General features: G+C 37.5%; 20 protein-coding genes. 4 read left to right on the forward strand and 16 right to left on the reverse strand.

The genetic code is table 11. The features are described 5' to 3' along the window. Positions 1–54: 54 nt before the first annotated feature. Positions 55–2,088, reverse strand: a complete 2,034-nt coding sequence (locus B9T35_RS14535; RefSeq protein WP_086191816.1) for an NADPH-dependent 2,4-dienoyl-CoA reductase — start codon at positions 2,086–2,088, stop codon at positions 55–57. 253 nt (positions 2,089–2,341) lie between these two features. On the opposite strand from B9T35_RS14535, the gene B9T35_RS14540 reads away from it, so the two are divergent. After that, complete coding sequence (locus B9T35_RS14540) at positions 2,342–3,175, forward strand: hypothetical protein (protein WP_086191817.1); 834 nt, start codon at positions 2,342–2,344, stop codon at positions 3,173–3,175. Positions 3,176–3,260: 85 nt separating this feature from the next. On the opposite strand, the gene dld is transcribed toward B9T35_RS14540, so the two are convergent. From dld to B9T35_RS14570, 6 genes are all read right to left on the reverse strand, one after another. Continuing rightward, positions 3,261–4,970, reverse strand: a complete 1,710-nt coding sequence (dld, locus tag B9T35_RS14545; protein WP_086191818.1) for a D-lactate dehydrogenase — start codon at positions 4,968–4,970, stop codon at positions 3,261–3,263. Between the two features lie 300 nt (positions 4,971–5,270). Beyond that, entirely contained in the window at positions 5,271–6,425 is a 1,155-nt protein-coding gene (gene lldD, locus B9T35_RS14550) for an FMN-dependent L-lactate dehydrogenase LldD (RefSeq protein WP_086191819.1), read from the reverse strand. A gap of 3 nt (positions 6,426–6,428) precedes the next feature. Beyond that, positions 6,429–7,172: a transcriptional regulator LldR gene (gene lldR / locus B9T35_RS14555; RefSeq protein ID WP_086191820.1), complete on the reverse strand. Its 744-nt coding sequence runs from the start codon at positions 7,170–7,172 to the stop codon at positions 6,429–6,431. Between the two features lie 36 nt (positions 7,173–7,208). Then, positions 7,209–8,879: an L-lactate permease gene (gene lldP, locus B9T35_RS14560; RefSeq protein WP_171264294.1), complete on the reverse strand. Its 1,671-nt coding sequence runs from the start codon at positions 8,877–8,879 to the stop codon at positions 7,209–7,211. Between the two features lie 318 nt (positions 8,880–9,197). Beyond that, positions 9,198–9,722 (reverse strand): AAA family ATPase, encoded by a 525-nt coding sequence (locus tag B9T35_RS14565; RefSeq protein WP_086191822.1) that lies wholly within the window; start codon positions 9,720–9,722, stop codon positions 9,198–9,200. A 124-nt stretch (positions 9,723–9,846) separates the two neighbouring features. Then, positions 9,847–10,764 (reverse strand): DMT family transporter, encoded by a 918-nt coding sequence (locus tag B9T35_RS14570; RefSeq protein ID WP_086191823.1) that lies wholly within the window; start codon positions 10,762–10,764, stop codon positions 9,847–9,849. 138 nt (positions 10,765–10,902) lie between these two features. On the opposite strand from B9T35_RS14570, the gene B9T35_RS14575 reads away from it, so the two are divergent. Both B9T35_RS14575 and argG read left to right on the forward strand, forming a co-directional pair. Beyond that, the gene (locus tag B9T35_RS14575) at positions 10,903–11,760 is read left to right on the forward strand and encodes a LysR family transcriptional regulator (protein ID WP_086191824.1); all 858 of its coding nucleotides are present in this window, start codon (positions 10,903–10,905) and stop codon (positions 11,758–11,760) included. A gap of 180 nt (positions 11,761–11,940) precedes the next feature. Further along, on the forward strand, positions 11,941–13,284 hold the full coding sequence (gene argG / locus B9T35_RS14580) for an argininosuccinate synthase (protein ID WP_086191825.1): 1,344 nt from the start codon (positions 11,941–11,943) through the stop codon (positions 13,282–13,284). Positions 13,285–13,350: 66 nt separating this feature from the next. On the opposite strand, the gene B9T35_RS14585 is transcribed toward argG, so the two are convergent. From B9T35_RS14585 to B9T35_RS18800, 3 genes are all read right to left on the reverse strand, one after another. Then, the gene (locus B9T35_RS14585) at positions 13,351–14,256 is read right to left on the reverse strand and encodes a metal-dependent hydrolase (RefSeq protein WP_086191826.1); all 906 of its coding nucleotides are present in this window, start codon (positions 14,254–14,256) and stop codon (positions 13,351–13,353) included. 219 nt (positions 14,257–14,475) lie between these two features. Next, complete coding sequence (locus tag B9T35_RS18795) at positions 14,476–14,772, reverse strand: YiiX/YebB-like N1pC/P60 family cysteine hydrolase (RefSeq protein ID WP_265733450.1); 297 nt, start codon at positions 14,770–14,772, stop codon at positions 14,476–14,478. A 59-nt stretch (positions 14,773–14,831) separates the two neighbouring features. Continuing rightward, complete coding sequence (locus B9T35_RS18800) at positions 14,832–15,023, reverse strand: YiiX/YebB-like N1pC/P60 family cysteine hydrolase (RefSeq protein ID WP_265733451.1); 192 nt, start codon at positions 15,021–15,023, stop codon at positions 14,832–14,834. A 149-nt stretch (positions 15,024–15,172) separates the two neighbouring features. Between B9T35_RS18800 and B9T35_RS14595 the strand changes: the two genes are divergently transcribed. Continuing rightward, on the forward strand, positions 15,173–15,880 hold the full coding sequence (locus B9T35_RS14595; protein WP_086191827.1) for a glutathione S-transferase N-terminal domain-containing protein: 708 nt from the start codon (positions 15,173–15,175) through the stop codon (positions 15,878–15,880). Positions 15,881–15,906: 26 nt separating this feature from the next. On the opposite strand, the gene B9T35_RS14600 is transcribed toward B9T35_RS14595, so the two are convergent. From B9T35_RS14600 to B9T35_RS14625, 6 genes are all read right to left on the reverse strand, one after another. Next, positions 15,907–17,151 (reverse strand): NADH:flavin oxidoreductase/NADH oxidase family protein, encoded by a 1,245-nt coding sequence (locus tag B9T35_RS14600; protein ID WP_086191828.1) that lies wholly within the window; start codon positions 17,149–17,151, stop codon positions 15,907–15,909. A 101-nt stretch (positions 17,152–17,252) separates the two neighbouring features. Beyond that, a complete protein-coding gene (locus B9T35_RS14605) occupies positions 17,253–18,845 on the reverse strand; it encodes an ABC transporter ATP-binding protein (protein WP_086191829.1) in 1,593 nt (530 codons plus the stop codon). After that, positions 18,820–19,833, reverse strand: coding sequence for an ABC transporter permease (locus tag B9T35_RS14610; RefSeq protein ID WP_086191830.1), 1,014 nt, complete (start codon positions 19,831–19,833; stop codon positions 18,820–18,822). The genes B9T35_RS14605 and B9T35_RS14610 overlap by 26 nt, the downstream gene beginning before the upstream one ends. Then, positions 19,833–20,909: a microcin C ABC transporter permease YejB gene (locus B9T35_RS14615; protein WP_086191831.1), complete on the reverse strand. Its 1,077-nt coding sequence runs from the start codon at positions 20,907–20,909 to the stop codon at positions 19,833–19,835. The genes B9T35_RS14610 and B9T35_RS14615 overlap by 1 nt, the downstream gene beginning before the upstream one ends. 46 nt (positions 20,910–20,955) lie before the next feature. Then, positions 20,956–22,800: an extracellular solute-binding protein gene (locus tag B9T35_RS14620; RefSeq protein ID WP_086191832.1), complete on the reverse strand. Its 1,845-nt coding sequence runs from the start codon at positions 22,798–22,800 to the stop codon at positions 20,956–20,958. 99 nt (positions 22,801–22,899) lie between these two features. Then, on the reverse strand, positions 22,900–26,229 hold the full coding sequence (locus B9T35_RS14625; protein WP_086191833.1) for a LysM peptidoglycan-binding domain-containing protein: 3,330 nt from the start codon (positions 26,227–26,229) through the stop codon (positions 22,900–22,902). Positions 26,230–26,233: the final 4 nt, after the last annotated feature.

A 26,233-nucleotide genomic window follows, 5' to 3' on the forward strand; every position in this document is an offset into this window, starting at 1 on the left:
TATAGGCTTAAAGTATTCAAGTGCATATTGTTTCATCAAAAGCATCACTTTTGATTAAAGTTTAGCTGCTAATTCAGCACCTTCACGGATTGCACGCTTTGCATCAAGCTCAGCAGCCAATTTCGCACCACCAATAATATGATAATTTGCTAAAGTATTTTCACCTTCTTTAGGCATTAAATCTTTAACAGATTCCTGCCCTGCACAAACTACAATCGTATCTACACGTAATAATTGGTCATGCCCATTCGTTTCAACCCATAAGCCTTCATCGGTGACTGACTTGTATTGCACACCACGCATCATTCTGACGGCATGCTTTTTTAGTTGTGCACGATGTACCCAACCAGAAGTCTTACCTAAACCAATCCCTAATGGTGTTGTTTTGCGTTGCATTAGGTAAATTTGACGAATCGGTGCATCAACCTCGGCAGGAACAGAACCGCCTTCCGTCATATAATTTGGGTTTGGATCAATGCCCCATTCACGTTTCCAGTCTGCTAAAGGTTGCGGTTGTGGCTGATTTTCAGGTTTTAATAAAAACTCAGATACATCAAAACCAATCCCACCTGCACCAATCACAGCAACATTATTTCCAACAGGCGCACCACGTAAAACTTCTGCATAAGAAAGTACTTGAGGCGCATCACTGCCTTCAATTCTTAAACCACGCGGCAGAACACCTGTTGCTACGATCACTTCATCATAGCCTTCACGTTCTAATTGCTCACGGTTCACTCGCGTATTTAAACGTAATTCCACGCCTGTCTTTTCAATTTGAACTTTGAAATAACGAATGGTTTCGTGAAACTCTTCTTTACCAGGCACAACTTTTGCCAAGTTAAACTGACCACCGACTTCTTTTGCAGCTTCAAATAAAGTGACATTATGACCACGACTTGCTGCAACGGTCGCAGCAGACATCCCTGCTACACCACCACCGACGACAGCAATTTTCTTTGGCTTTTTAGTTTTGATATACACCAATTCTGTTTCGTATGCAGCACGAGGGTTCACCAAACAACTTGCACGTTTATTTTGAAAACTATGATCAAGACATGCTTGGTTACAAGCGATACAAGTATTAATTTCATCTACACGATTGGTTGCAGTCTTATTCACCCAGAAGGCATCTGCCAATAAAGGACGTGCCATTTGCACCATATCCGCTTTACCTGCAGCTAAAATTCCTTCTGCAGTGTCAGGCATATTAATTCGATTCGATGCAATCACAGGTACAGAGACATGCTTTTTCACTTCAGCGGTGTAATCGACAAATGCCGCACGCGGGACTGACGTTACAATCGTTGGTACTCGAGCTTCATGCCAACCAATCCCTGTATTTAACAATGTGATGCCTGCTTTTTCTAAAGCCTGTGCAACAGTGACCACTTCATCCATCGTATTACCATCATGAACCAAGTCCAATAATGATAAACGGAAACAAATAATAAATTTTTCACCGACTTCAGCACGAATCGCTTTGACAATCTCTACAGGAAAGCGCATACGATTGTGAATATCTCCCCCCCAACGATCATCACGTTGATTGACATGGCGACTTAAAAATTGATTCAGTAAATAACCTTCTGAACCCATAATTTCAACACCATCATAACCTGCTTTTTTCGCAATACTTGCTGTTTTCGCATAATCATCAATGGTGTCTAAAATCTGTTTATCACTCATTTGACGCGGTTTAAATGGTGAAATAGGTGATTTAATTGGACTTGATGACACAACAAAAGGCTGATAGCCATAGCGTCCTGCATGCAATATTTGCATTAAAATTTTAGCACCATGCTTATGAACTGCATGGGTGACCAAACGATGCGGTGCGACATCGCCTAAGGTATTCATCGTACCACCAGCAGGCAACAACCAACCTTGACGGTTTGGAGAAATGCCGCCAGTAATAATTAAGCCCACACCACCTTTCGCTCTTTCCCCGAAATATGCAGCAAGTTTCGGATAGTTATAAAAACGATCTTCCAAACCTGTGTGCATAGAACCCATCACGACACGATTTTTAATGGTCGTAAAGCCTAAATGAAGCGGTTTTAGAATATGTGCATAGCTAGTTGTCATGATGAATCCTTTTATATTTGGCTTTGCAACTTGTTGCATACTACTTTATCGAATTTTAAAATTTATGGGATGGCTATTCTTGATATTTTCATCGTTGTTATAGTCAATTTATAAAATCTAGGCTCTTTCTAAAATCATCAACCCATATTAGAGAAACCTTTATACTCTTACATTTGTATAATATTTCATTCAACTTAGTCAGGTTAATGTATCAAAAAATTATCTTTTTTATGATGAGATAGGGAAAATAAAAATGAGCATGCCTGTATTTTTAGACAACTGTATTTATGACCACATGCCGAATGGCAGTGATAATGAATGGAAAAATTATAGCCTTCATCCATATTCACGTGAAGCTAATGCCTTTTTCCCATTATTTTGGCTATTAACGTTTAAACAAGAAGATATTAAATCTGCACGATTTATCGATGATTTTGATATAGATAATGTGGAAACGGAAATTGATCGACAAGAATGCTTCGATGATTTTGGTGAAAGTACCTTCCCTTATTTTATTGTTGCTCAAGCCCAAGCTTTAGAAAATTTGCAAAAAAGAAAGTCAGTTTTTCTCAATATTTTTGGGCAAGACTTACTTAAACAATATAATCATTTTCAAGAAATAATTCAGCGACATTATCCAAATTATATTTTACTTAGAACCAACGGACTCGATTTAGTAGAAAAATCTGAGCAAAATTTTAGAGATGGACTGAGTGCTTTTGAACTATTAGAACATCAACATTGTGAACAAGATCATAACTATTGGGAAAATGTAAGAACTGAAATGCAACGATATAAAGATCTGAATTATTTTCTACAAGGTACAAGCTACTCAGGGCAAGGAATTGATCAACAAGAATATGTAGAAAATCCAAATTATGTCGAGAACAAAGCAGTTATTAAAGATTTATCCGATTCTATCTATTGGGTTTTAGGGATTCTGGTTGGAGTTCCTACTGTCTTTGTTTGGTTTAAAACACATTCAGTATTCTATGCATTAATTACTTTTATCATTTTAGCTGCGGCACTCAGCTTTTTGGTCATCAAATATACAAGTAGAAATTTTCATGAAAAACACAAAAAATAGTTCAGTAAACACCTTGTATAAAGCCCTTTTATTCCTCTTTTCAAAAAAATTCAAAGGGCCCTAAATACGGATATAAAACGTCTGCTTATTTCCAATACTTCAATTTAGCCGTTTGCCCAATACCCACATTAAAACTATTGGTCGGATCTAATTTTTGATAATGATTTTTCAGCGCAGGTTTAGCAATATATAAATGCCCAACATTGTGTTCTGCTGGATATTCTGCACCACGATCATCGAGTAAATGCCACATTTCATGTTCCATTTTTAAAGGATCGACACCTTTTTTAACAATATAATCCTGATGAAATACATGACATAAGAAATGTCCGTAATATAGTTTATGAATGATTTTTTCATCCATTTCACCGGGTAAAGTTTCAACCCATTCACGGTCATTACGGCGTAAAGCAATATCTAAAGCTACAATGTCTTCAACTTCACTACGATGTGTATCTCGATAACGAATTGCAGCACCTGCAACAGCAAAACGATGTAAAAAGGCTTTACGACCTTCTTCATCATTACATAAAAAATAACGACCTGAATGAGTATCTGACCCACGAGAAGTAAAATATTGTTTTAAGAACTGTTCAACTTGCTCAACATCCTGATTTTCGATTCGAAGCATTAAATGATGCTGATATAAATCACGAAATTCATTCATCCGTTTGGGCAGATGATTCGGCATGAATTTGGTCACAAGTTGCAAAAATTTATCAGACAAACCACGTAAATTAAACTTTTCTAAATAGCCATCTACTTTATCTTTCATTGCAAAAGCAGTGGGTACTTTTGAAGTACCAAACTTTTCAATAAACATAAATGTATCTTTACCATATTCCGCACCAATATCGTAGGCAACGCGATGAAGGTACTCACCTGCAATCGGCAAGCGTGGTAAATCTTTGAGTAAAAAACGACGAATTTCGGTTAAATCTTCTTGTGAATTTGTACCTATGTAAAACACCTGATTTGGAATTTTTTCAAATGTATCTAGACGCACTGCAAAAACACAGACTTTCCCTGCCGAACCTGAAGCTTCAAATAAACGAGATGGGTCTGCATTAAAACGTGCAGGAGTATTCTCATCAACTTGTTTGACATCATGTGAATAGCGCTGATCAGATGCACAACAATGTGAATTATTTTGAATATCATTGATTTGATATTGCTGTGTTTCGAGTTTAGATAAAATCTCTTCGGCAGATGAACCAAGATCTACACCTAAATGATTGACCAGTTCTAATTCACCTAATTCATTGACACGTGCATAGAGTGCAAGCTCAGTATAAGCTGGTCCACGGCGCACCAATGCACCGCCCGAATTATTACAAACACCCCCTAAAACTGACGCACCAATACACGATGAACCAATCACAGAATGTGGTTCACGATTAAATTGCACCAGTTCTTTTTCAAGCCGATCTAAAGTTGCTCCCGGTAAACAAATCACTTGCTTACCCTCATTAATCACTTGGATGCCTGCTAAACGACGGGTACTAATGAGAATCACAGGACGATCATAATCATCACCAAAAGGGGTTGAACCACCTGTCAGACCCGTATTGGCTGCCTGCATAATCACAATGCAATCTGCATCAACGGCTGTTTTTAAAACATGCCATTGTTCAACAAGAGAACCCGGAGCGACCACAGCTAAGACTTGACCTGCACCATAACGACGACCTTGGCGATATAATCGTGTTTCGCTTTCACTGGTCATGACATGTTGTTTACCCACAATTTTTATTAATTGTTGGATGGTTTTTCCTGAATCTAATTGAGTTTGCATGTTAAACCCTGACTTGTATTTTAATTTAAAGGGCAACATATTATTTAGAGTGCTCAAAACATATGAGCCTTACACGACGGTGTCATACCGCTTTATATTTAATGTAAGGAGCTCATCTATTACTTTGGTTAAGCCCAAAGTAACCAAAGGCATCGTCATCCACAAAACTCGGCAAATACCACCATTTAACATTTTCTTCGCAAAAACATTCAGTTTTAAATATTGCTTTGCCTCAAAAAGTTGTGGATGACACTCTCGCGTATCAGGTTAAATTTTAAAATCATTCCTTAATAATTAAAATTACTCAGCCAATTCTCTATCTAATCGCACTAAACAATCAGAGCTAATATCTGCAATGGTTTTTGCACCTGTTAAAGTCATTGCAACACGCATTTCTTTATCAATTAAATCTAATAAATTTGAAACACCTTCACCGCCTGCCGCACCTAAAGCATATACAAATGCACGACCGAGCATACACGTATCTGCACCCATAGCTAACATACGAACTACATCTAAGCCATTGCGAATGCCAGAATCTGCAAGGATTTTAATATCCCCTTTGACTGCATCTGCAATGGGAGGAAGTGCACGTGCTGAAGATAAAACGCCATCTAGCTGACGACCACCATGGTTTGAAACCACAATACCATCTGCGCCAAAACGTACTGCATCTTTGGCATCTTCAGGATCTAAAATCCCTTTAATGACCATTGGGCCATCCCAGAATTCACGAATCCACTCTAAATCTTTCCATGAAATAGACGGATCAAAGTTATTTCCTAACCACCCAATATAATCTTCAAGACCTGTTGGTTTACCTAAGTATTTTGAAATATTGCCTAAATCATGTGGGCGACCCAATAATCCAACATTCCATGCCCAATGTGGATGAAAACAGGATTGCATATAACGGCGCATTGCTGCATTTGGACCACTCATTCCTGAATGTGCATCACGATAACGTGCACCGGGGACTGGCATATCAACGGTAAAGACTAAGGTTGAACAACCTGCTGCTTTGGCACGTTCCAAGGCATTACGCATAAAGCCACGGTCACGTAATACATAAAGCTGAAACCACATTGGGCGATTAAGTGCAGGTGCAACTTCTTCAATAGGGCAAACAGAAACAGTTGATAAAGTAAAAGGAATACCCTTTTTATCAGCGGCAACCGCAGCCTGAACTTCACCACGACGTGCATACATTCCTGTTAAACCGACAGGTGATAATGCAACGGGCATCGATAAAGTTTCATCAAACAATTTTGTTTCAAGACTTAATTCAGACATATCATTTAAGACGCGTTGTCTTAAGGCAATTTTTGATAAATCTTCCACATTACGCTTGAGCGTATATTCAGCGTAAGCACCACCATCGATGTATTGAAATAAAAATGGCGGTAAACGACGTCTCGCTGCTTCACGATAATCATTAGCAGAAGAAATAATCATGGTTTATATCCTATTTAATCGACTTGAACGCTGACGACGAGCTTCTTCCTCATCAATCAGTCGTACTTGTTGAACTACAAATTCTATATGTCCACAGACTGCTTGACGGGCAGCTTCTGGATCCTGACGTTCAATTGCATCCATTACTTGAAAATGCTGATCATGCAATTGATCAAAACGGTGTGCTTCTGAATAAACTTTACGACGTCCCAAAACCACGTTGAATCGCAACAAATCAAATAAACCACGCATCATCTGAATCAAGACAAGATTGTGAGATGCCTCAGCAATGGCTAAGTGAAAATTTGCATCTGCAATAGAGGCTTGATCATCATCACCCAGTGACTGGAAATATGAAATTTGGTCATAGCATTGGCGAATATAAACCAAATCTTCTTTGGTCGCCCTTTGAGCTGCATACCATGCAGTACCACCCTCTAAAATGCTACGTGCTTCCTGTACATCAAAACGATAGGCAGGATCTTCATCAATTAAATTACTCAAGGGTTGAACAATTTGTAATTGAGACCAATTTGTTGGCAGTTGTTGCAAAAAAGTACCTGCACCAACTTTACTAATCAGCATTCCTGTACTGGTCAATTGTTGAATGGCTTCACGCAACGAAGAACGAGATACGCCAAGTTGTTCGCATAATTTACGTTCAGCAGGTAAACGATCTCCGACTTGCATATTGGTTTGTTCAATCAATACACGAAGGTTTTGTACCACTTTGTCGGAGACTTTCATCTGCTTTCCTCAGCACGCTATTCTGAAATAAGTGTGTTATGGAATCATCCATGGGAACACATAGGCTTGTAAGGTAATAATAATACCGATCATTACTGTGAACGTTATACTGTGTTTAACGGTAAAACGGAACAGATCTGATTCTTTACCCACAAGACCTACAGCGGCACATGCAATTGCAATAGACTGAGGCGAAATCATTTTTCCTGTAACCCCGCCACTGGTATTAGCAGCAACCAATAAAACTTCGGGTACACCAATTTGCTGTGCAGTGGTCGCTTGTAAAGCAGAAAACAATGCATTTGCTGATGTGTCTGAACCTGTCAGGAATACACCAATCCAACCCAAAAATGGCGAGAAGAATGTAAAGGCTTTACCCGTATGCGCCAGAGCCAAAGCCAATGTTGCCGACATACCCGAATAGTTCGCAATAAAAGCAAATGCTAAGACCATACCAATTGAATAAATAGGAATTTTTAATTCATTCACGGTTTCAGCAAAGGTTAACAACGCATCTTTCGGTTTCATTTTTAAATAAATGATGGTGATGATTGCTGCAAAAATGATGGCTGTCCCTGTTGCAGAGAACCAATCAAATTTAAAAATCGCATCATAATCTTTAATTTCAGGAACAACAGGCGGTAATTTTTGTACCAATTGGTGCAAATATGGCACTTTGATTGAAATAACCCAATCATGTAATGCACCATCTTTCGTGAACAAATCTTTAAATGGTTTAACACTCCAGATGGTCACCATAACAGTTAAAATCATGAATGGAGACCATGCTTTTGCAATTTGCCCAATTGTATATTTCTGTTGCTTCTGAGCCACTAAGTTCTCATCAATATTTGAATCTTGATCTGCAAAGCGGAAGATATGTTTTGGTTTCCAATATTTAAGTAAAATGGTCAATGTTACTAAAGATGCAATTGCAGCCGTAATATCTGGAAGTTCAGGGCCAACAAAGTTAGATGTTAAATACTGTGCAAGCGAGAATGAACCACCCGCCACAATCACTGCTGGCCAAGTTTCTTTAATCCCACGCCATCCATCCATAATCCCCATAATCCAGAACAGAACGATTGGCACCATAAACGGTAATTGACGACCCACCATTTGGCTAATTTCCATCGTATCTACACCAGATACCTGACCTGCCACAATAATAGGAATACCCATTGCACCAAATGCCACAGGTGCAGTATTTACAATAAGACAAAGTCCTGCTGCATAAAGTGGTTTAAAACCAAGGCCTACCAATAATGCTGCGGTAATTGCTACTGGCGCACCAAAACCTGCCGCACCCTCTAGGAACGTGCCAAAGGCAAAGCCAACCAATAACATTTGTAAGCGTTGATCTTCAGTAATCGAAAGAATCGATGCACGAATGACATCAAACTGACCTGTTTTGACTGAAATTTTGTAGAGGAATACCGCACCAATGATGATCCAAGCAATCGGCCATAAACCATATAAGAAACCATAAACCATCGATGCAAAAGCCATTGCAACTGGCATTTTATAAGCAAATAGCGAAACTAACATCGCTAGTACAACCGTAATTGTACCTGCCACACTGCCTTTCATACGAAATACGGCAAGTGCGAGGAAGAAAAAGATAATCGGAATCAGTGCAATAATACTGGAAATCCAAATATTACCCATCGGATCATAAATCTGTTGCCAATGTTGAAGCATTGTCATCTCCTTGAAATGCTTTCAGGAAGGTTAAATCTGGTCTGATGGATAATCATAAAATACCATTATTGGTATGACCAATATTACCTAATTTATAAAATTAAACTTTATATTCAATCTAATGGTAGTTTCTGCTGATTAAAAGATCAATATTGGTCTGATAAATAATTATTGGTATGACCAATATTAATGATAATTATGTGCACTAATTCTCTCTGTCTAAAGAGAGTGAATGATTCAAATAAATCAACTCATTTGTTTTTATTTAACTTTTTATAGAATTATTTATTTTTAATTTTCATCATAAGACTTTAGTCTAATATTTTAATTTTCTTCGGATTTTTCGGTATTTAATCTCATCATAATCATTGATATTGCTTTATCTACACTTATATCTGCTGTATCTATTATTAATGATGCTGTATCCCATTGTTCATATTCACGATTTTGAATATCTTGCCAATTCGGTAAGAGATGCCCTGTAATATCAGCACATCTTGTTTGAACTCTCTGCTGATGAAGTACTTGATCTGAACAGATCATTTCAATTTCAAGAAAATCGACTTGTGCGTTAAGTGCTGTATTTCTCCATGATTGACGAGTAATTTCAATTGGGTTCACGGAATCTGCAACGACCACTTTCCCCAGTTTCAAATTATCTAAAGCCACGGCATATGCGACTAGATAGCCTTTTGCACCCACCTCTACCATAGACTGCACAATTTGATCTTTTAAAATCGCTTGCTCGATCGAATCGATACGCAAATAAGTTGCTTCTAGTTTTTGAGCAAGTCGCTTGGCAATAGTGGTTTTACCTGTTGCAGGTAAACCCCCAAAAATAATCAGCATTTACTTTCCCTTTGCTAAAAATGATTTATTTAAAAGATACTTCTATCCTTTCGGCTTTAAATATACAAAAAACATCTTACATACGTGCGTAAGATGTTTATTCAAATATATTTTTGATTCATTGCTATTGTTGATTGTTCTGTATTGCTAATTTGTCTACGCGTTTCGCACTAATTTTTAATGAACTAAAAATAATACCTAAACAAATTAGCACAGCACCAATCAAAATGTTCGCAGTCAAAGGTTCATTCCACCACCAATATCCGAAAAATAGCCCAAGTATAGGTATGCTCATGATCGAGATTGACGCCACAAATGCATCAACCTGACTCACAATCCAGTTCCACAGTAAAAAGGCTAAACTTGTTCCTACAACTGCAATATAAAACAACAATGAAAAATTCATCGGATTCAGCCAAATATTGAGTTGAATCGGCTCAAACCAAACTGCAAAACTAAGGATAAAAATGCCACCAATGAGCATCTGCCAAATTGTTAATTTGATTTTGTTATAATTTGAAAAATATTTTTTGATATAAATTGTAGAGCTTGCCCAAAAAAATGCAGCGACAAGTAACAGTAACTCTCCAAACAACGTTAAATTGAGATGAATATTCTGCAACTGCGTCCATAGAATAGCGATTAACCCACATGCTCCAAATAATAAACCTGCAATTTTTTGGATATTTAACCGTTCATTTAAAAAGTAATGTGCCAAGACACCAATCATAATCGGCATTGTAAAAACCAATACTGCAGATAATCCTGAATCTACAAATTGCATTGCAAAGGTCTGCGTTGCATAAAATCCAACACACAGCATTAAGCTCAGGATCGTTAATTGTTTCCATTCACTTCGTTCAGGTAAAATAGACTTTCTTAAAAGAAATTGCACAATAATTAACGTCACTGCGCCTAAAATCAGCCGTGAAGAAATGAATAAAAATGGTGGAAAAATATGCAAACTATATTTAATCAGTCCCCATAAAGAACTCCAAATTAAACAAAGTAAGCATATTGCACTGAGTACTTTAATATTCACTTATTGCGCTCAACAACTGGAAAGTCTTTGTAGTGTAAATAAGAAATGACATCATGAATAATGTTATGTTTTAATATATGCATCTTATTTTTTGATACCTAGGTTATACGGATCATAACGCTAACTGAGTAACTGTAGATGAATATTGATATCAATGACATTCGGTCATTTGTAACTGTTGCAGAACTGAAAAGTATTTCTGCGGCTGCACATAAGCTGAACTATTTACAGTCGAATATGACAGCGAAAATTAAAAAAATAGAAAACCACTATAAACGTCAATTGTTTATTCGAAAACCTAAAGGTGTTGAACTAACTGAATCAGGGATGAACCTGTATTCTCAATATAAAAAACTGATTTTTACTTGGGAAGAAACTGAAAATAAAATTTATCAGCAAGAGATGTGTTTACGCTTTGGCACCAATGCTAGTTTAGGCGGTATGCGTTTCTATCCGTCTTTTAGCAAACTCTATGAAACCTATCCTGAGCTTTCAGTGACCCTTAAAACGGGCGAAACGGGCTATATTGAAGATGAAATTTTACAGGGAAATCTCGATATTGCGTATGTTCTAGGGCACCCCACCCAAAAGAATATTCAGTATATTCAAAAGGGTGAAGATGAGCTTGTGATTATTGGGAAAAATGTAATTAACCATCATCATTTTACTGACTGCTTAAACCATCAAAATATATTACGCACTTCGGATAATTGTTGTTATGCGACAATATTGGAACAAATTTATTCAGATTACCAACTGACCAAAGGTGAATTAACCCATATTCATGACCATGAAGCATTGATTCATTTTACTCAATTGGGGATGGGCATTGCTGTCGTGGCTAAATCACTAATTAAAAAATTTAATGTGCAATATTATATGGATATTCCTGAACAATATCGAAATATTGGCTTATATCTCATTGCTCGAAATGAGCATGTTTTCACTCCAATTGAAAAGCAATTTATCGGGTTAAATGACGCTTTAAATTTTTAAACAAGCTTTTTTTTACTTGGCTCCTCAATCGCATTCTAAATACCAAACAATATTTTTATTTATTCAACCCGTTTTACGAAAACATCAAGAATTAAAAGTGCTACAATAATGCGTTTATAAAATTCTACTTGGCTACCAATACCTATATGGTGCCTATATTTGAAATAGTTAGGACAAGCAATGACTGATAATGCAACCATCTTGCAGCATGTACCAGTGGGCAAAAAAGTCGGTATCGCCTTTTCTGGTGGTCTAGACACTTCAGCTGCTTTATTGTGGATGAAACAAAAAGGCGCTGAACCTTATGCTTATACAGCAAACTTAGGTCAGCCTGATGAAGATGACTATGATGCCATTCCAAAGAAAGCTGAAGCATACGGCGCAGTAAAAGCCCGATTGGTAGACTGCCGTTTACAGCTTGCACTTGAAGGTATTGCTGCAATTCAATGTGGTGCATTCCATATCAGTACAGGTGGCGTTCCTTATTTCAACACGACTCCATTAGGTCGTGCAGTTACAGGCACTATGCTTGTTACTGCAATGAAAGAAGATGATGTCAACATTTGGGGTGACGGTTCGACTTACAAAGGAAACGACATTGAACGTTTCTACCGTTACGGTTTATTGACCAATCCTGCGCTTAAAATCTATAAACCTTGGTTAGACCAAACTTTTATTGATGAGCTTGGCGGTCGTGCAGAAATGTCACAGTTCCTCATCGACAATGGCTTTGACTACAAAATGTCAAAAGAAAAAGCTTACTCAACAGATTCAAATATGTTGGGTGCGACACATGAAGCGAAAGATCTTGAATACCTGAATGCAGGCATCAAAATCGTTGAGCCAATCATGGGCGTTGCGTTCTGGAAAGATGACGTAAAAGTTGAAGCAGAAGAAGTGACTGTGACTTTTGAAGAAGGCTTCCCTGTTGCTTTAAATGGTAAACGTATTGAAGATCCAGTTGAGTTCATCCTTGAAGCCAACCGTATTGGTGGTCGTCATGGTCTAGGTATGTCAGATCAAATCGAAAACCGTATCATTGAAGCGAAATCTCGTGGTATTTATGAAGCTCCAGGTATGGCACTTCTTCATATCGCTTATGAACGTCTTGTCACTGGTATTCATAACGAAGATACGATTGAACAATACCGTATTAACGGTTTACGTTTAGGTCGTTTGTTGTACCAAGGTCGTTGGTTCGATTCGCAAGCGCTTATGCTTCGTGAAACTGCTCAACGTTGGGTTGCAAAAGCAATTTCTGGCACAGTAACACTAGAACTTCGTCGTGGTAATGATTACACGATTATGAACACCGAATCTGAAAACCTCACGTATGAAGCTGAGCGTTTAACGATGGAAAAAGGTGATTCAATGTTCTCTCCAATGGATCGTATTGGTCAATTGACCATGCGTAACTTGGATATTACAGATACGCGTGCAAAATTAAGTATTTATACAAATACTGGTTTACTTGCAGTGGGTACAGGTTCAGCTGTTCCTCAGTTAAAAGACAAAAGTAAATAATTTTTGCTCTGAATAAAAAAACCGCCTGATTGGGCGGTTTTTTTATGAGTAAAACTTTAATATGAATTAAGCAGCTTGCGTGACTTGGGCAAATTCAGTCATACCATATTCAGTGGCTAATTTATGTTTCCAATACTGAATCAATTCATCCTGATTGTGATCATCTGGATGAAAGTCTGCACGGAAATAATCTTTTAATTCTGGTATAGATTGCGTGAACATACCTATAATAAAAAATAACCCCTTAGCATTCTGAATTGGATATTTCCAATTGTTCTTAAAATCTTTCAGATACAAGTGCCCTCCACCATATAATGATGCCATCACAAATGATGCCATCGCATAACGCATGGTTCTCAAACGTACGGTTTCATTATCATAAACTGCTTTATAGGTTTCAAAAGCTACACTCTTATGCTCAATTTCTTCAATGGCATGCCATAACCAAAACTTAATCGCTTCAGGATCACTCTGCTCAATAAGCTTCGAATTATTTAATATATTCGTTGCAAAAATTGCAGTAAAATGTTCAAAAGCACAAGTTAAAGCGAGTTGTGCTATTTTAGGTTGTGATTTCATGTACTTAATGCCTTCACTAATAAATCGAGTATAAGCATCTAAATGATAATCATCCCTTCGCCAATCTTGATTAAACGTATCATGTAATTGTGCATGCATCGCTTCTTGCCCAATAAAAGCAGAAATGCGCGCTTGAAGTTGTTCATTATCTTGAATTCGATCTCTGACATTACGTACAGAGTGTACAAAAAACTGCTCGCCATCTGGAAAAGTCAGTGACAGTGCTGTAAAAAAGTAACTGATTAAGGGTGATTTCCCAATAAAATATCGAGGAATCTGCTTAGTATTGATTTTAGGGCGCCGTACCGTAATACCTTTGGCTTTAAGGCGCTTAAAGGATGAGGTCAGCAAGTTACTCTCTTGTGTTTTTGAATCTAGGTCTGAGCTACTCATACAATATCCAACATAAGTCGTATTTATACCGAGTATAAAATTTAATCAGAACAAAGCAATGACCAAAAAACCTCTTGAACGTGATGTATTTTGCATAATGAGAATCATATTTATCATCAAAAAAGATTTTTAAATTTTATTATTAATATAAGTCATACGCTTATTAAAAATATCATAACTATTAACAGAAATTTTTTACACTCTACTCATGATATTTTATTATTTTACAGTGATTAGCAGATTAGAATCAAAAATAGCTTTCGGTGCAATCACCGTTTCTTGCAAAGCTATGTGTGCTCCATAACGTGTCTTCATTAAAGACTTCACTTGGGCATCTTTTAAATCAAAGTCTTTTAAATGTTGTAATGGTGAAAGTTCTATTCCCAATGCATTGGTATATGCCTTCCAAACTATTTCAGAACAATAAATTGCCTGATCATCCCACTCAAAATAAAGATCATAAGGCTTACCTAAATATTTTTCAGCGGATTTGACCAATTGATTCTGTTGAGCCACAGATAAAGCTTTGTAGTAGCGTTTTACAACGTACTGCCCTTTTTCTCACCACGGTTAATTCATTGCTTTAATGCCGTATATTTGACGGGTTGAATCGCCTCCAATACCCACAACTTCCCTTGTTTCTTCACAATCATTCCCATATGACTATAAGGTGAATGTGTGGCTTTTTGAATGACAACACTCTGCGCAGACTTTGAAGTTTGGAAAATAATATCGCCAGTTTCAAACTGCTGTGCGAAAACGGGCATAGAAAAAAAGAAAACAGATCCGATAAAAAAAATTTAAAAATTGAATGTTCATTCTTATGTGACTTTCTTTAAAACTTATACTTTGACAATAGCATATTGAATAGGCTATTTAATATTCATAAGTCTTTGTATTTTTTGAATGCCTTCCTATGCTCATTACATTATTTCATCTAAAAAATTCACGTTCACAAAGAATCCTATGGTTATTGGAAGAATTAAATTTAAATTATGAAATTAAAATCTGCCATGATCATCAAGATGATGAGGCTTATAAAGAACTCAAGAAATTCCATTCTCTGGTTAAATTTCCCACGCTTTTATTCCAAGAAAGTGAAAATACAAAAAGATTCACTATTGCTGAAACCAGTGCCATTAGCGATTTCCTATGTCAACAGACACAGCAATTAAATACTCAAAACTTTAACTTAGAAGAATCTCTTGATTTTTATTATTGGAAAAATTTTGCTGAAGCGAGCTTTATCCCCAGTTTAGCGCTTAAACAAATTTTCACTCAGATTGTGAAAAGAACACCTTTTCCTGTCCGCTTTATGCCTCAATTGCTAAAATATGGTTTTGATCATGGCTATTTAAATGCCAACTTAGATCAATACATGCAAATGCTCGATACTCATTTAGAAAATAAGCTTTGGGTTTCAGGTTCTGAATTTAGTAACGCTGATATTTTATTATGGTTTCCAACATCAGCATGTTATTTATCGAATTCAAATTTTCAGCGACTTAGCAATATCTCACGTTACTTGGCACAAATAGAAAGCAGACCTGCCTTTCAAACTGCTTTACAGAAAGGACAATGGTCTGCTTCAGATTTTAAAACCTATTGGACAACCGCTTGGTAATCCATTCAGCTTATAACATTTTTAATTTATGCACTTTTACGAGAATTTACGCGACCTTTAATCACGGCTTTTACATTATTCTTTGCATAGTTAAAGAATACTTTTAAAGGTGATAATTTAGGATTTGGCTTTTTGCCTTCTCCAATCGCTTTAAATTGTGCCGCATACCATAAGATTTCCATAATCGCCATTTTGTCGACAAACGGAATACCTGTTTTAATTGGGTCTACTGCATATTTAACATCACGTCCTGCAATTAAGCTATTCGTCACATCTGTTTCTACAGCCAAAGGACGTGCAATACCAATAAACTCACATGCACCACTTTCTAATGCAGCATTCATGCCTTGAGCTGTACGGAAACCACCTGTCACCATTAAATGACATTTCACTTCTTTGCGAATTTTTTCAGCAAAATCTAAAAAGTAAGCTTCACGTGCAATGGTGCTGACCTTACGTTTATCAGCTTTTGCACCTGCCATTGCAGGAGCTTCATAGGTTCCGCCTGAAATTTCAATCAGATCAATACCTGCTGTATCAATTGCTTTAAATACAGCAACCACTTCTTCTTCTGTAATGCCACCACGTTGGAAATCCGCAGAGTTTAATTTCACAGAGATAATGAAGTTTTCAGATGTTGATGCACGTACGGCTTTATAAATTTCCAATAAAAAACGCATACGATTTTCAATTGAACCGCCCCATTGATCTTGACGTTTATTGGTCAATGGTGAAAGAAATTGACTGATCAGATAACCATGTGCACCATGTAATTGCACACCTTCAAAGCCTGCTTTTTCACAAATACGCGCTGATTCCGCAAAACGTTGAATGATATCTAAAATTTCATCTTCACGTAATTCACGCGGTGTACCAAAAGTTGTTGCTAACATTGCACTAAATGGTACAGCAGAAGCTGAAACAGTTTCTTTGTTTAAACCTTTTGGACACTGACGACCTGGATGAGACAATTGAATCAATTGTACCATTCCCTGCTTTTTGCCTACATTTGCCCATTCAGTTAATTTGCCCAAGTCACGTTCAGTTTCAACAACAACGACACCTGGTTCATTCTTCGCACGGAAATCCACCATTACATTTCCAGTAATGGCACAACCTAATCCACCATCTGCCCATGCTTTATATAAACCTAAATGCAAATGATTGGGCTGACCTTCATAGTTTGCCAATGCCTCACTCATCGCACCTTTGATAATACGGTTTTTGAATACAGTGTTCTTAATCTTTAATGATGCTGCAATTTGGCTCATAACGGTCATCTCTTGTTTTAATTAGAGTAAGAACTCTAAAAATTTTGATCTTTAAGTGTAATTTTGACAATCTACTTTGTCAAATTTATAAATACATGGAATCAATAGCGACTTGCTGCAATTAATTTCTTGGTATAATCGCTCTGAGGGTTGTTAAATAAAGCATTTGTCTCTTGAAACTCGATCACTTCGGCATGCCTTAATACCAATACTTTTTGACATAATGCTTTGACGACTTGCAAGTCATGACTAATAAATAAATAGCTAATCTTAAATTCAGCTTGTAATTGACGCAATAATTTAACAATCGCACGTTGTGTTGTTCGATCTAAAGCAGATGTCGGCTCATCTAAAATAATTAATTTTGGACGAAGGACTAAAACCCGTGCCAGTGCAATACGCTGACGTTGACCACCTGAAAGCTCATGTGGATAACGATTTTTAAATTCAATTGGTAATTCTACTTTTTGCAAAGCTTCATCAATATGTCCAGAAATTTCAGCTTTTTTCAATTTTTTTAATGCCAAGCCCTCACCAATAATTTGTTCCACTGTCATTCGTGGATTTAAACTTGAGAAAGGATCTTGAAATACAATTTGAAACTCAGAACGTAGAGGTCTAAGTTTTCCTTCTGTCAGTTTATTAATATCTTGGTTCAATAAAAAAATATTGCCATCACTTTCAATCAAACGTGCAATAGCCAATGCAAGTGAGGTTTTGCCTGAACCACTTTCTCCAACAATCCCAATCGATTCAGCTTGATGTAGCTTTAAATCTAAAGGTTCTACTGCAACAAAATAATCTTTAACACGATTCAGTAAACCCTGCTTGATTGGAAATTTCACACCAATTTTATGTAAAAATAAAATTAGGTCGGCATCATCACTTAAAGGGTTCGCTGTTCCAAAATCATGATTCAGTAAATGCTTGGTATATTCAGTTTTTGGACTTTGGAAAATATCTTTAACCTGCCCTTGTTCTTCTACACGCCCTTTATTCATTACAATGACTTGATCTGCATAGCGTTTCACTAAATTCAAATCATGACTGACCAAAATCATGGCCATTTTTCTGTTTTGAATCAGTAATTGTAAAAGATTAAGCACCTGCGCTTGTAAGGTCACATCCAAAGCGGTTGTTGGCTCATCCGCAATAATAATATCAGGTTCTAATGCCAAGGCTGCGGCAATCATCACTCGCTGACGTTGCCCACCTGAAAGCTCATGCGGATAACGTCTTAACTTTTCTTCAGCTTCGGTAATGCCAACATCTTGCAATAGATCGATGGTTTTTTTATGTACCCTTTCTTTCGACCAGCCTTGCAATAATAAAGGCTCACCAATAATTTTTTCAACACGATGTAATGGATTCAAAGCCGTCATCGGTTCTTGAAAAATCATGGCAATTTTTCGACCACGGACAATCTGTAATTGGTCTTCATTGGCTTTCAGGAGATCTTGACCTTCAAAAAACACCTGACCTGTAATATTCAGACTTTTCGGCAGTAAACCAAGTATAGCTAAACTGCTGATTGATTTACCTGAGCCACTTTCTCCAACAATTGCAACAGTTTCACCAATATGCAAATCAAAATTTAAATTTTGCACCAACTCTTGATGCGCACTTTTAATCTGCAAATGTTGAACAGAAAGCAATAATTTTGCTTCATTATTGACGTCTTGGATCGAATGCATCACGTGTCGCCTCCCCAATATAAATCAATAAAGATAAAACCAAAGCCAATGTGAAAAATCCTGACAATGCCAACCACGGTGCATTTAAATTATTTTTACCTTGCAATAAAAGCTCACCAATTGAAGCAGCATCGGGTGGTAGGCCATAACCTAAAAAATCCAACGCTGTGAGTGCAGTAATATTAGCTGTCAGCATAAAAGGCATTTGTGACAGGCTTGAACTCATGGCATTTGGTAAAATATGACGGAACATAATGGTGGTATCTCTTACCCCCAATGCCCGTGCCGCACGTACATAATCTAAGTTGCGAGCACGTAAAAATTCCGCACGTACCAAACCTACCAAGGCAGGCCAGCCGAATAACAGCATAATTAAAAACAACCAATAAACACTGGGTGTAAACATGCTGACCAGAATCATCACCATAAATAAAGTAGGTAAACCGCCCCAGACTTCTAAAATACGCTGACCGATTAAATCAATCCATCCGCCATAATATCCCTGTATTGCACCTACAAAAATACCAATCACAGAAGCAAAGAGTGTTAAAGCTAAACCAAACAATAATGAAACCCGTAAACCATACAAAATACGGGCCAGCACATCTCGTCCTTGATCATCCGTGCCCAACCAATTTTGCTTACTTGGTGGTGATGGTACGGGTACAGCTAAATCTAAGTTTGGCGTTTGATAGGCATAAGGAATAAGAGGCCAAACTGCCCAACCTTTGGCATTAATTAATTCTTTAACAACTGGATCTTTATAATCTGCTTCTGTTTCAAAAACACCGCCAAATGTTGTTTCAGGATATTCTTTTATGGCAGGAAAATAAAAAGACTGATCATATTTAACCAAGATCGGTTTATCATTGGCAATAAATTCAGAAGCCAATGCTAAAACAAAAATAATACTAAAGACAATAAAACAGAAAAATCCTAAACCATTGTGTTTAAAACGTTGAATCCGTGCTCGCATCAAGGGTGACATTATTTAGCACCTCTTGAATCAAAATTAATTCTCGGATCAATCATTTGATACAACACATCACTAATCAACCTCAGTACTAAACCTAGCAAGGTAAATAAAAATAATGTACCAAAAATAACAGGATAATCACGTTGTTGAATCGCTTCAAAACCCAGCAAGCCTAAACCATCCAAGTTAAAAATAATTTCAATAAACAAATTACCCACAAGGAATATCCCCACCAAAGCTTCAGGCAATCCCGCAATCACAATCAACATGGCATTACGAAACACATGACCATATAAAACACGATTTTCAGTTAAACCCTTTGCTCGGGCAGCCAATACATATTGTTTATTTAATTCTTCCATAAAAGAATATTTGGTGAGATAGGTCAGCCCTGCGAAACCACCTAAAACCATGGTTACTAAAGGCAAAGTCATGTGCCAAAAATAATCTTTAATTTTGCCAAAAGTACTTAACGTATGAAAATCATCTGAGACTAAACCTTGTAGAGGAAACCATTGAAAGTATGATCCACCTGCAAAAAATACAATGAGTAAGATTGCAAATACAAAAGCTGGCACTGCATAACCAACAGCCAATAATAAGGATGTTGATTTATCAATGAACATACCATGTTGTTTGGCTTTTTTTATGCCTAGAGGAATAGACACCAAATAAATCAGCAAAGTACTCCAAAGCCCCAATGATATTGTTACGGGCATTTTTTCCCAAAGTAATTGAGTCACAGGTTTATCTTTAAAAAAACTGATTCCGAAATCAAAATGCACATAGCCTTTTAACATCAGCCAAAAACGTTCATAAGCAGGTTTATCAAAGCCATATTGCACTTTAATTTTTTCAACCATTTCTTCGCTTAAGCCTTTTGCACCTTGATATTGTGTTGCATTGGTTGAGTTGCTTACAACTTCAGCACCGCCAGTTGCACCTATACCCTGAAAACTTTGCGCCTGTTGAATCGCTTGTTCAACAGGTCCACCTGGTGCAATCTGAACCACAACAAAGTTAATTAATAAAATAAAAAACAATGTGGGAATAATCAGAAGAAGTCTTTTTAATATATATGTGCCCATCGAAACGACGTTCCTTGTGACTTCAAATACTTAGAGAGTAAAGCATCTATTGTTGTCGTAAATATTGGGTAACTTTCTGTGCTTGTTGCACATCTACCCACCAATAATCAATACCTGAAGATAACTTGGGTTTAATTTTTGGTTGCTGGTACATATTCCAGTAAGCCATCCACGTTTTATCTTTTGAATAGGTTAAAATTTGATAATAACCTGAACGTAATAAGCGATCTAACACTTTGGTACGAATCACCAATTGCTCACGATTAGGCGCACGAATAATTTGTTGAACCACATCATCAATCACAGGATTTTGAATTCCTGCATAGTTGTAATTTCCCATTTCTTTCGCGGCTTTACTGCCCCACATCTGCGCTTGTTCATTGCCCGGCGTTAACGACTGAGGCATTGCTAATGTGGTCATATCAAAATCATATTTACGCATGCGCTCTAAATATTGAGGCACATCCACCTGACGAATATTAACGCGAATACCTAATTTTTTCAGGTTACGAACAAAAGGCATCATGGTGCGTTGTAAACCATCTTGATGAATTAAAAACTCAATACTGATTGGTTTACCTTTTTTATCCAGCAATACACCATTTTTATATCGATAACCTGCATCAATTAAAATCTGCCGTGCCGTTAACAATCCTTTGCGATTAAAGCCACTCGCATCAGTCACAGGATACTTCCAATCTACTAGAACACCCTGTCGCTGAATAGGATCAAGTTGATTCAAATACGGTTTTAAAATTTCCAATTCCGCTTGACTGGGTTTACCTGTTGCTGCCAATTCACTATTTTGAAAATGCCCTTGCAAGCGTTGATATTGCCCATAAAATAACGCTTTATTTAGCCATTCAAAATCATAGGCATAGCTTAAGGCTTGCCGCATATGGATATCATTAAATGGCGCACGGCGGTTATTAAATTCAAAACTTTGTGTTACTGATGGATTTTCTGCTTTAAAGCTATATTTTTTTACCATGCCTGCTTTGAATGCAGGAAAATCATATTCCGTTACCCAAGTCCGTGCTTTCTTTTCTTCGTGTAATGTATATTGACCCGATTTAAAGCCTTCAAAAGCAATATCCATATTTCGATAATAGACATATTTCATTTGATTAAAATTATATCGACCACGATTAATGGGTAAATCTTTTGCCCAATAATTTGGATTCCGCTTATAGGTAATACTTCGACCAGCATCAATCCGATCAATTAAATAAGGACCAGAACCCAGAATCGGTTGTATCGTCACTTTGGTAAAGTCTTTATTCTTCCAATCTGCCTTTGAATAAATAGGCAAACTCGATAAGATTAAAGGCATTTCAGCATTATTATTTGATTTAAAGGTCATTTTGACCTGATATTTTGACAATACTTCAGTTTTGGCTAAATCTGAAATATACATCTGTAAACCTAAATTTGCTTTGGTCTGATAGGTATCAAAAGTAAATTTAATATCTTCAGCGGTTAGTTCAGAACCATCACTAAATCGAGCCTTTGGATTCAAATGATAAATAATAAAACTACTCTGATCAGGATCAAACGTTACCTTTTCAGCCAGTAGAGGATACATCACACTCGGCTCATCTAAAGAGTTACTCATGAGACTATCAAACAGATAGTCCACACCCGCTACTCCACTCCCTTTACCGTTCATACTGTTTAAGTTATCAAATGTTCCATTGCTTGCATTGCTAATGTAACCACCCTTTGGTGCATTCGGATTTGCATAAGGCATCACTTGTGCAGTGGCGTACTTAGGCGTGGTATGAATTGCAATATAAGGCGTGGTTTGTACTGCTGACCACGCACTCAAACTGATCAGACTGAACCCCAAAGCAAAAACCGTTGGTTTCGCATATGCAAATCTCTGTTGCATCAAATCAATATTCCCTAATCAATACAGCTCAATCTCCAACTTTCATCACCCAAATAGATGATGAAAGTCTGTCTATTTTATACAACTATAATGTTCGCTTTAGTTGGGCACTTTAATCACATCACCAATTTTCAGCTGGGTATTTGCTTTTATATCATTCATCTCAGCCAATTCATTGGTTTCTAAACCATATTTACTCGCTAAACGAATCAATGAATCACCACTTTTTACTTTATATTCAGTGACTGTTTTCGGAATGATAATGCTTTGACCACGTTGCAAACCTGCTTTAGCACTTAAATTATTCAACTCAGCCAAATCCTGCACAGACATTCCAACACGGCTCGCAATCACATTTAAAGACTCACCTGATTTCACCGCATACTTTTCAGTATTCTTAGTTGAAACAGTAGATCCTTTTGATTTTGAAGCTACTTTCAGATCTTCGTCTTTATCTTTAGATAGCGAGGATTTACTGGGTAATTCCCCATCAATTTTTAGGCGTTGACCAACCTGTACATCGGAAGCTCTAGACAAACCATTTAAATCCGTTAAATATTTAACCTGTAATTTATATTTTTTCGCAATACTGGCTAAAGTCTCACCTGATTTTACAACATGGATATCTTTTTCATTACTACTTTGCGATGAACTTGGAGAGTTACTATTTTTAGATTTTGCTGATGAATCAACTTCACCTGTCAACCTCAGTTTTTGCCCAACATTGATTCCTGACGTTGTATTTAAACCATTTAAGTCCGCAATTTGACTGACTTGTAGATTATATTTATTTGCCACAGCCGTTAAGCTGTCTCCAGATTGTACGGTATAGCTGTCTGGTACTGAACTTCCCGCAGGAATCTTAATCACTTGCCCAGCCATCAATCCCTTAGATGTAGAAAGATGATTTAAATCAGCCAATTCAGATAAAGTGATTTTCGACTGCGTCGCAATACTTGATAAGGTATCACCACTTTGTACTTTATAACTCTCAACTTTATAAGCAGGTTCAACTTTCACATTTTTAAATTTGGTTTGATCTATGACTTTTGATTCAAGTTTTGAATCTTCATCTTTCGCTTCTTTTAAAGGAACATTAATTTTTTGTCCCACATACAAACTATGCCCAGTTTCCAAACCTGGGGTTAAATCTGCCAATTCCTGAACAGAAAAAGCATAACGATCTGCAATGACTTTGAGATATTCGCCACGCTTAACCACATAGGTTTTAGTCTTAATTTTAGCAACAGGCTTAGTGGTATCTGCACGAACAACCGTTTTATTAATTTCTGCAAGTTTGTCATCACGGACATCTTTCAGCTTTAATTTTTGCCCAACCAATAAATTACTGCTGACATTTAGATTGTTATAACCTGCAAGCTGAGATACCGATAAATCAAACTGATCTGCCACACTGGTTAAGCTATCATTCGGCTTAACCATATAAGTTAATGGCTTATCATCTACTTTTTTGTCAACAATTGGCGCATCGACTTGTGGTTTCGCATCATATAGATAAAGAGTCGCACCGACATACAATGTGCCAGTTGGATCAACCTGATTCCAATTGGCAATATCTCGCCAATTTACCCCATTTTTCAAAGCGATGGTTGCAAGTGTATCCCCTGCTAAAACCGTATATGTACTCCGTTTACCTTTCGGTGGAACAACCACAACTTCGCTATCAGTTTTAGTAAATGATTTATTTTGATTTAGTTTTGCCTCAGCAGAATTAGCTGTTGTATTGTCTGCAACACCTTTTGGATATGCAAAACCGACTGAAACATCAGTCCCTTGCTGATCTGCCACTGAACGACTGGTTTGAATTGCAGTCAGTTTAATTTTGCCATCATAAGGATCTACAATTTCAGTCCCTTGTGGTGCAATGGCTTTAATTTCTTTAACAACTTCGTCTGTTTCTGCTTTGCTTGCTTGTGGTTCTAATACTTGCTTAACGGTTTCTTTTTCGCCTTCAGCTTTTACACCCGCTAAAATCTGTGCCTTTTCGTGTGCTGAAATTGGCGGCTCTACAGCAACTGGTTTCACATTGCTGGCTTGCGTCACTGCAACAGGAATACGTGGTGCACTTGGGACATCGGCATTTGCTGCAAAAGCAGCTAAAGCATTTGAACCTTGCGGAGTATTTTTCAACGCAACTGAACTTGTTGTACCTGCCGTCAACACGGGTGGATTCGTCTTGGTAGGTGTAATCGTTTGAGTTACTGTCGTGACTGGTTTTGGTAACTGTGAAAGTGGTGACGGCGAATTAAACACAGAACCTGAAGAACTTGATAATGTTTTTGAAGATGATGCTGTTGTATAAGGCTGTGGTGGAATATAAGTAGGCGCTGTACTTGCCGAATATTCACCAGAAGTAGGTTTTAAATTTCTTAATTTCGCATCAAAAGTTGGATTAATATCAGCAGGAATCAAAATACGCATTGGGCTTGCAGGATCAATCATTTCCCCACGATGTCCCGGATTCAACTGATAAAGCTCGGCACGACTTAACCCAATGGTCGATGCAATTTGATTGAGCTGAACACCTGGAGGTACAGCAACTTCTCTAAAATGCGGTCTATTTGCAATTGGTGGCAAACTCACACCATATTTTTGTGGGCTTTTAATAATTTGTGCAACTGCCAAGAAACGTGGCACATAATTCATGGTTTCTTGCGGTAATTTCAATGACCAATAATCTGTTGGCAAACCTGCTGCTTGGTTACGGTTAATTGCCTGTTGAATACGCCCAGGGCCTGCATTATATGCAGCCAAAGCCAATTCCCAAGAACCGAATTGATTATACAAACTGCCTAAAAACTCATAAGCAGCACGAGTCGACTCAACCACATCACGGCGACCATCATATAAACTGGTTTGTCTTAAACCGTAAATTTTTCCTGTACTTGGAATAAACTGCCACATTCCCGCTGCTGCTGCACTACTGGTTGCAGCTGGGTCATAAGAACTTTCAATAATCGGCAGCAATGCCAACTCTGTAGGAACTCCACGACGTTCTGCTTCTTTGACCGTGTGATAAAGATAACGTGAAGCACGTGCACTTAAACGGTCGATGTACGGTTGACGAGATACAAACCAGCTCCGCTGTGCATCAATACGGGGATCCCAATGACCTTCATCCATTTTAAAACCAACGGTCATGCGCTTCCACACATCACCATGTTTCAAAATAAGCAGACGATCACCTTCCACTGCACGCATATCTGTTGCAGACAGTAGATCTTCAAGTGAGTCTAAACTGCTTGCATCAAGCATTCCCAATTGCTTTGATGTATGTGCTGATGTTGTACTTGGCGTTGAGGAACAACCTGTTGTTAAACCAATCGCCGCTATCGCTGAAGTCAGTATAGAAAATTTAAATAGAATAGATGCAGAGGGCTGCCACACTGCTGTGGTTGGTTTATACATACAA

The sequence above is a fragment of the Acinetobacter sp. ANC 3832 genome, from assembly GCF_002135415.1.
In the GTDB taxonomy this organism is placed as follows: domain Bacteria; phylum Pseudomonadota; class Gammaproteobacteria; order Pseudomonadales; family Moraxellaceae; genus Acinetobacter.

Bases quoted from the DNA above. Each gene is read 5' to 3' on its own strand.
- B9T35_RS14535 (WP_086191816.1), bottom strand. From the start codon at position 2,088: ATGACAACTAGCTATGCACATATTCTAAAACCGCTTCATTTAGGCTTT.
- B9T35_RS14540 (WP_086191817.1), top strand. From the start codon at position 2,342: ATGAGCATGCCTGTATTTTTAGACAACTGTATTTATGACCACATGCCG.
- dld (WP_086191818.1), bottom strand. From the start codon at position 4,970: ATGCAAACTCAATTAGATTCAGGAAAAACCATCCAACAATTAATAAAA.
- lldD (WP_086191819.1), bottom strand. From the start codon at position 6,425: ATGATTATTTCTTCTGCTAATGATTATCGTGAAGCAGCGAGACGTCGT.
- lldR (WP_086191820.1), bottom strand. From the start codon at position 7,172: ATGAAAGTCTCCGACAAAGTGGTACAAAACCTTCGTGTATTGATTGAA.
- lldP (WP_171264294.1), bottom strand. From the start codon at position 8,879: ATGACAATGCTTCAACATTGGCAACAGATTTATGATCCGATGGGTAAT.
- B9T35_RS14565 (WP_086191822.1), bottom strand. From the start codon at position 9,722: ATGCTGATTATTTTTGGGGGTTTACCTGCAACAGGTAAAACCACTATT.
- B9T35_RS14575 (WP_086191824.1), top strand. From the start codon at position 10,903: ATGAATATTGATATCAATGACATTCGGTCATTTGTAACTGTTGCAGAA.
- argG (WP_086191825.1), top strand. From the start codon at position 11,941: ATGACTGATAATGCAACCATCTTGCAGCATGTACCAGTGGGCAAAAAA.
- B9T35_RS14585 (WP_086191826.1), bottom strand. From the start codon at position 14,256: ATGAGTAGCTCAGACCTAGATTCAAAAACACAAGAGAGTAACTTGCTG.
- B9T35_RS18800 (WP_265733451.1), bottom strand. From the start codon at position 15,023: ATGCCCGTTTTCGCACAGCAGTTTGAAACTGGCGATATTATTTTCCAA.
- B9T35_RS14595 (WP_086191827.1), top strand. From the start codon at position 15,173: ATGCTCATTACATTATTTCATCTAAAAAATTCACGTTCACAAAGAATC.
- B9T35_RS14600 (WP_086191828.1), bottom strand. From the start codon at position 17,151: ATGAGCCAAATTGCAGCATCATTAAAGATTAAGAACACTGTATTCAAA.
- B9T35_RS14605 (WP_086191829.1), bottom strand. From the start codon at position 18,845: ATGCATTCGATCCAAGACGTCAATAATGAAGCAAAATTATTGCTTTCT.
- B9T35_RS14610 (WP_086191830.1), bottom strand. From the start codon at position 19,833: ATGTCACCCTTGATGCGAGCACGGATTCAACGTTTTAAACACAATGGT.
- B9T35_RS14615 (WP_086191831.1), bottom strand. From the start codon at position 20,909: ATGGGCACATATATATTAAAAAGACTTCTTCTGATTATTCCCACATTG.
- B9T35_RS14620 (WP_086191832.1), bottom strand. From the start codon at position 22,800: ATGCAACAGAGATTTGCATATGCGAAACCAACGGTTTTTGCTTTGGGG.
- B9T35_RS14625 (WP_086191833.1), bottom strand. From the start codon at position 26,229: ATGTATAAACCAACCACAGCAGTGTGGCAGCCCTCTGCATCTATTCTA.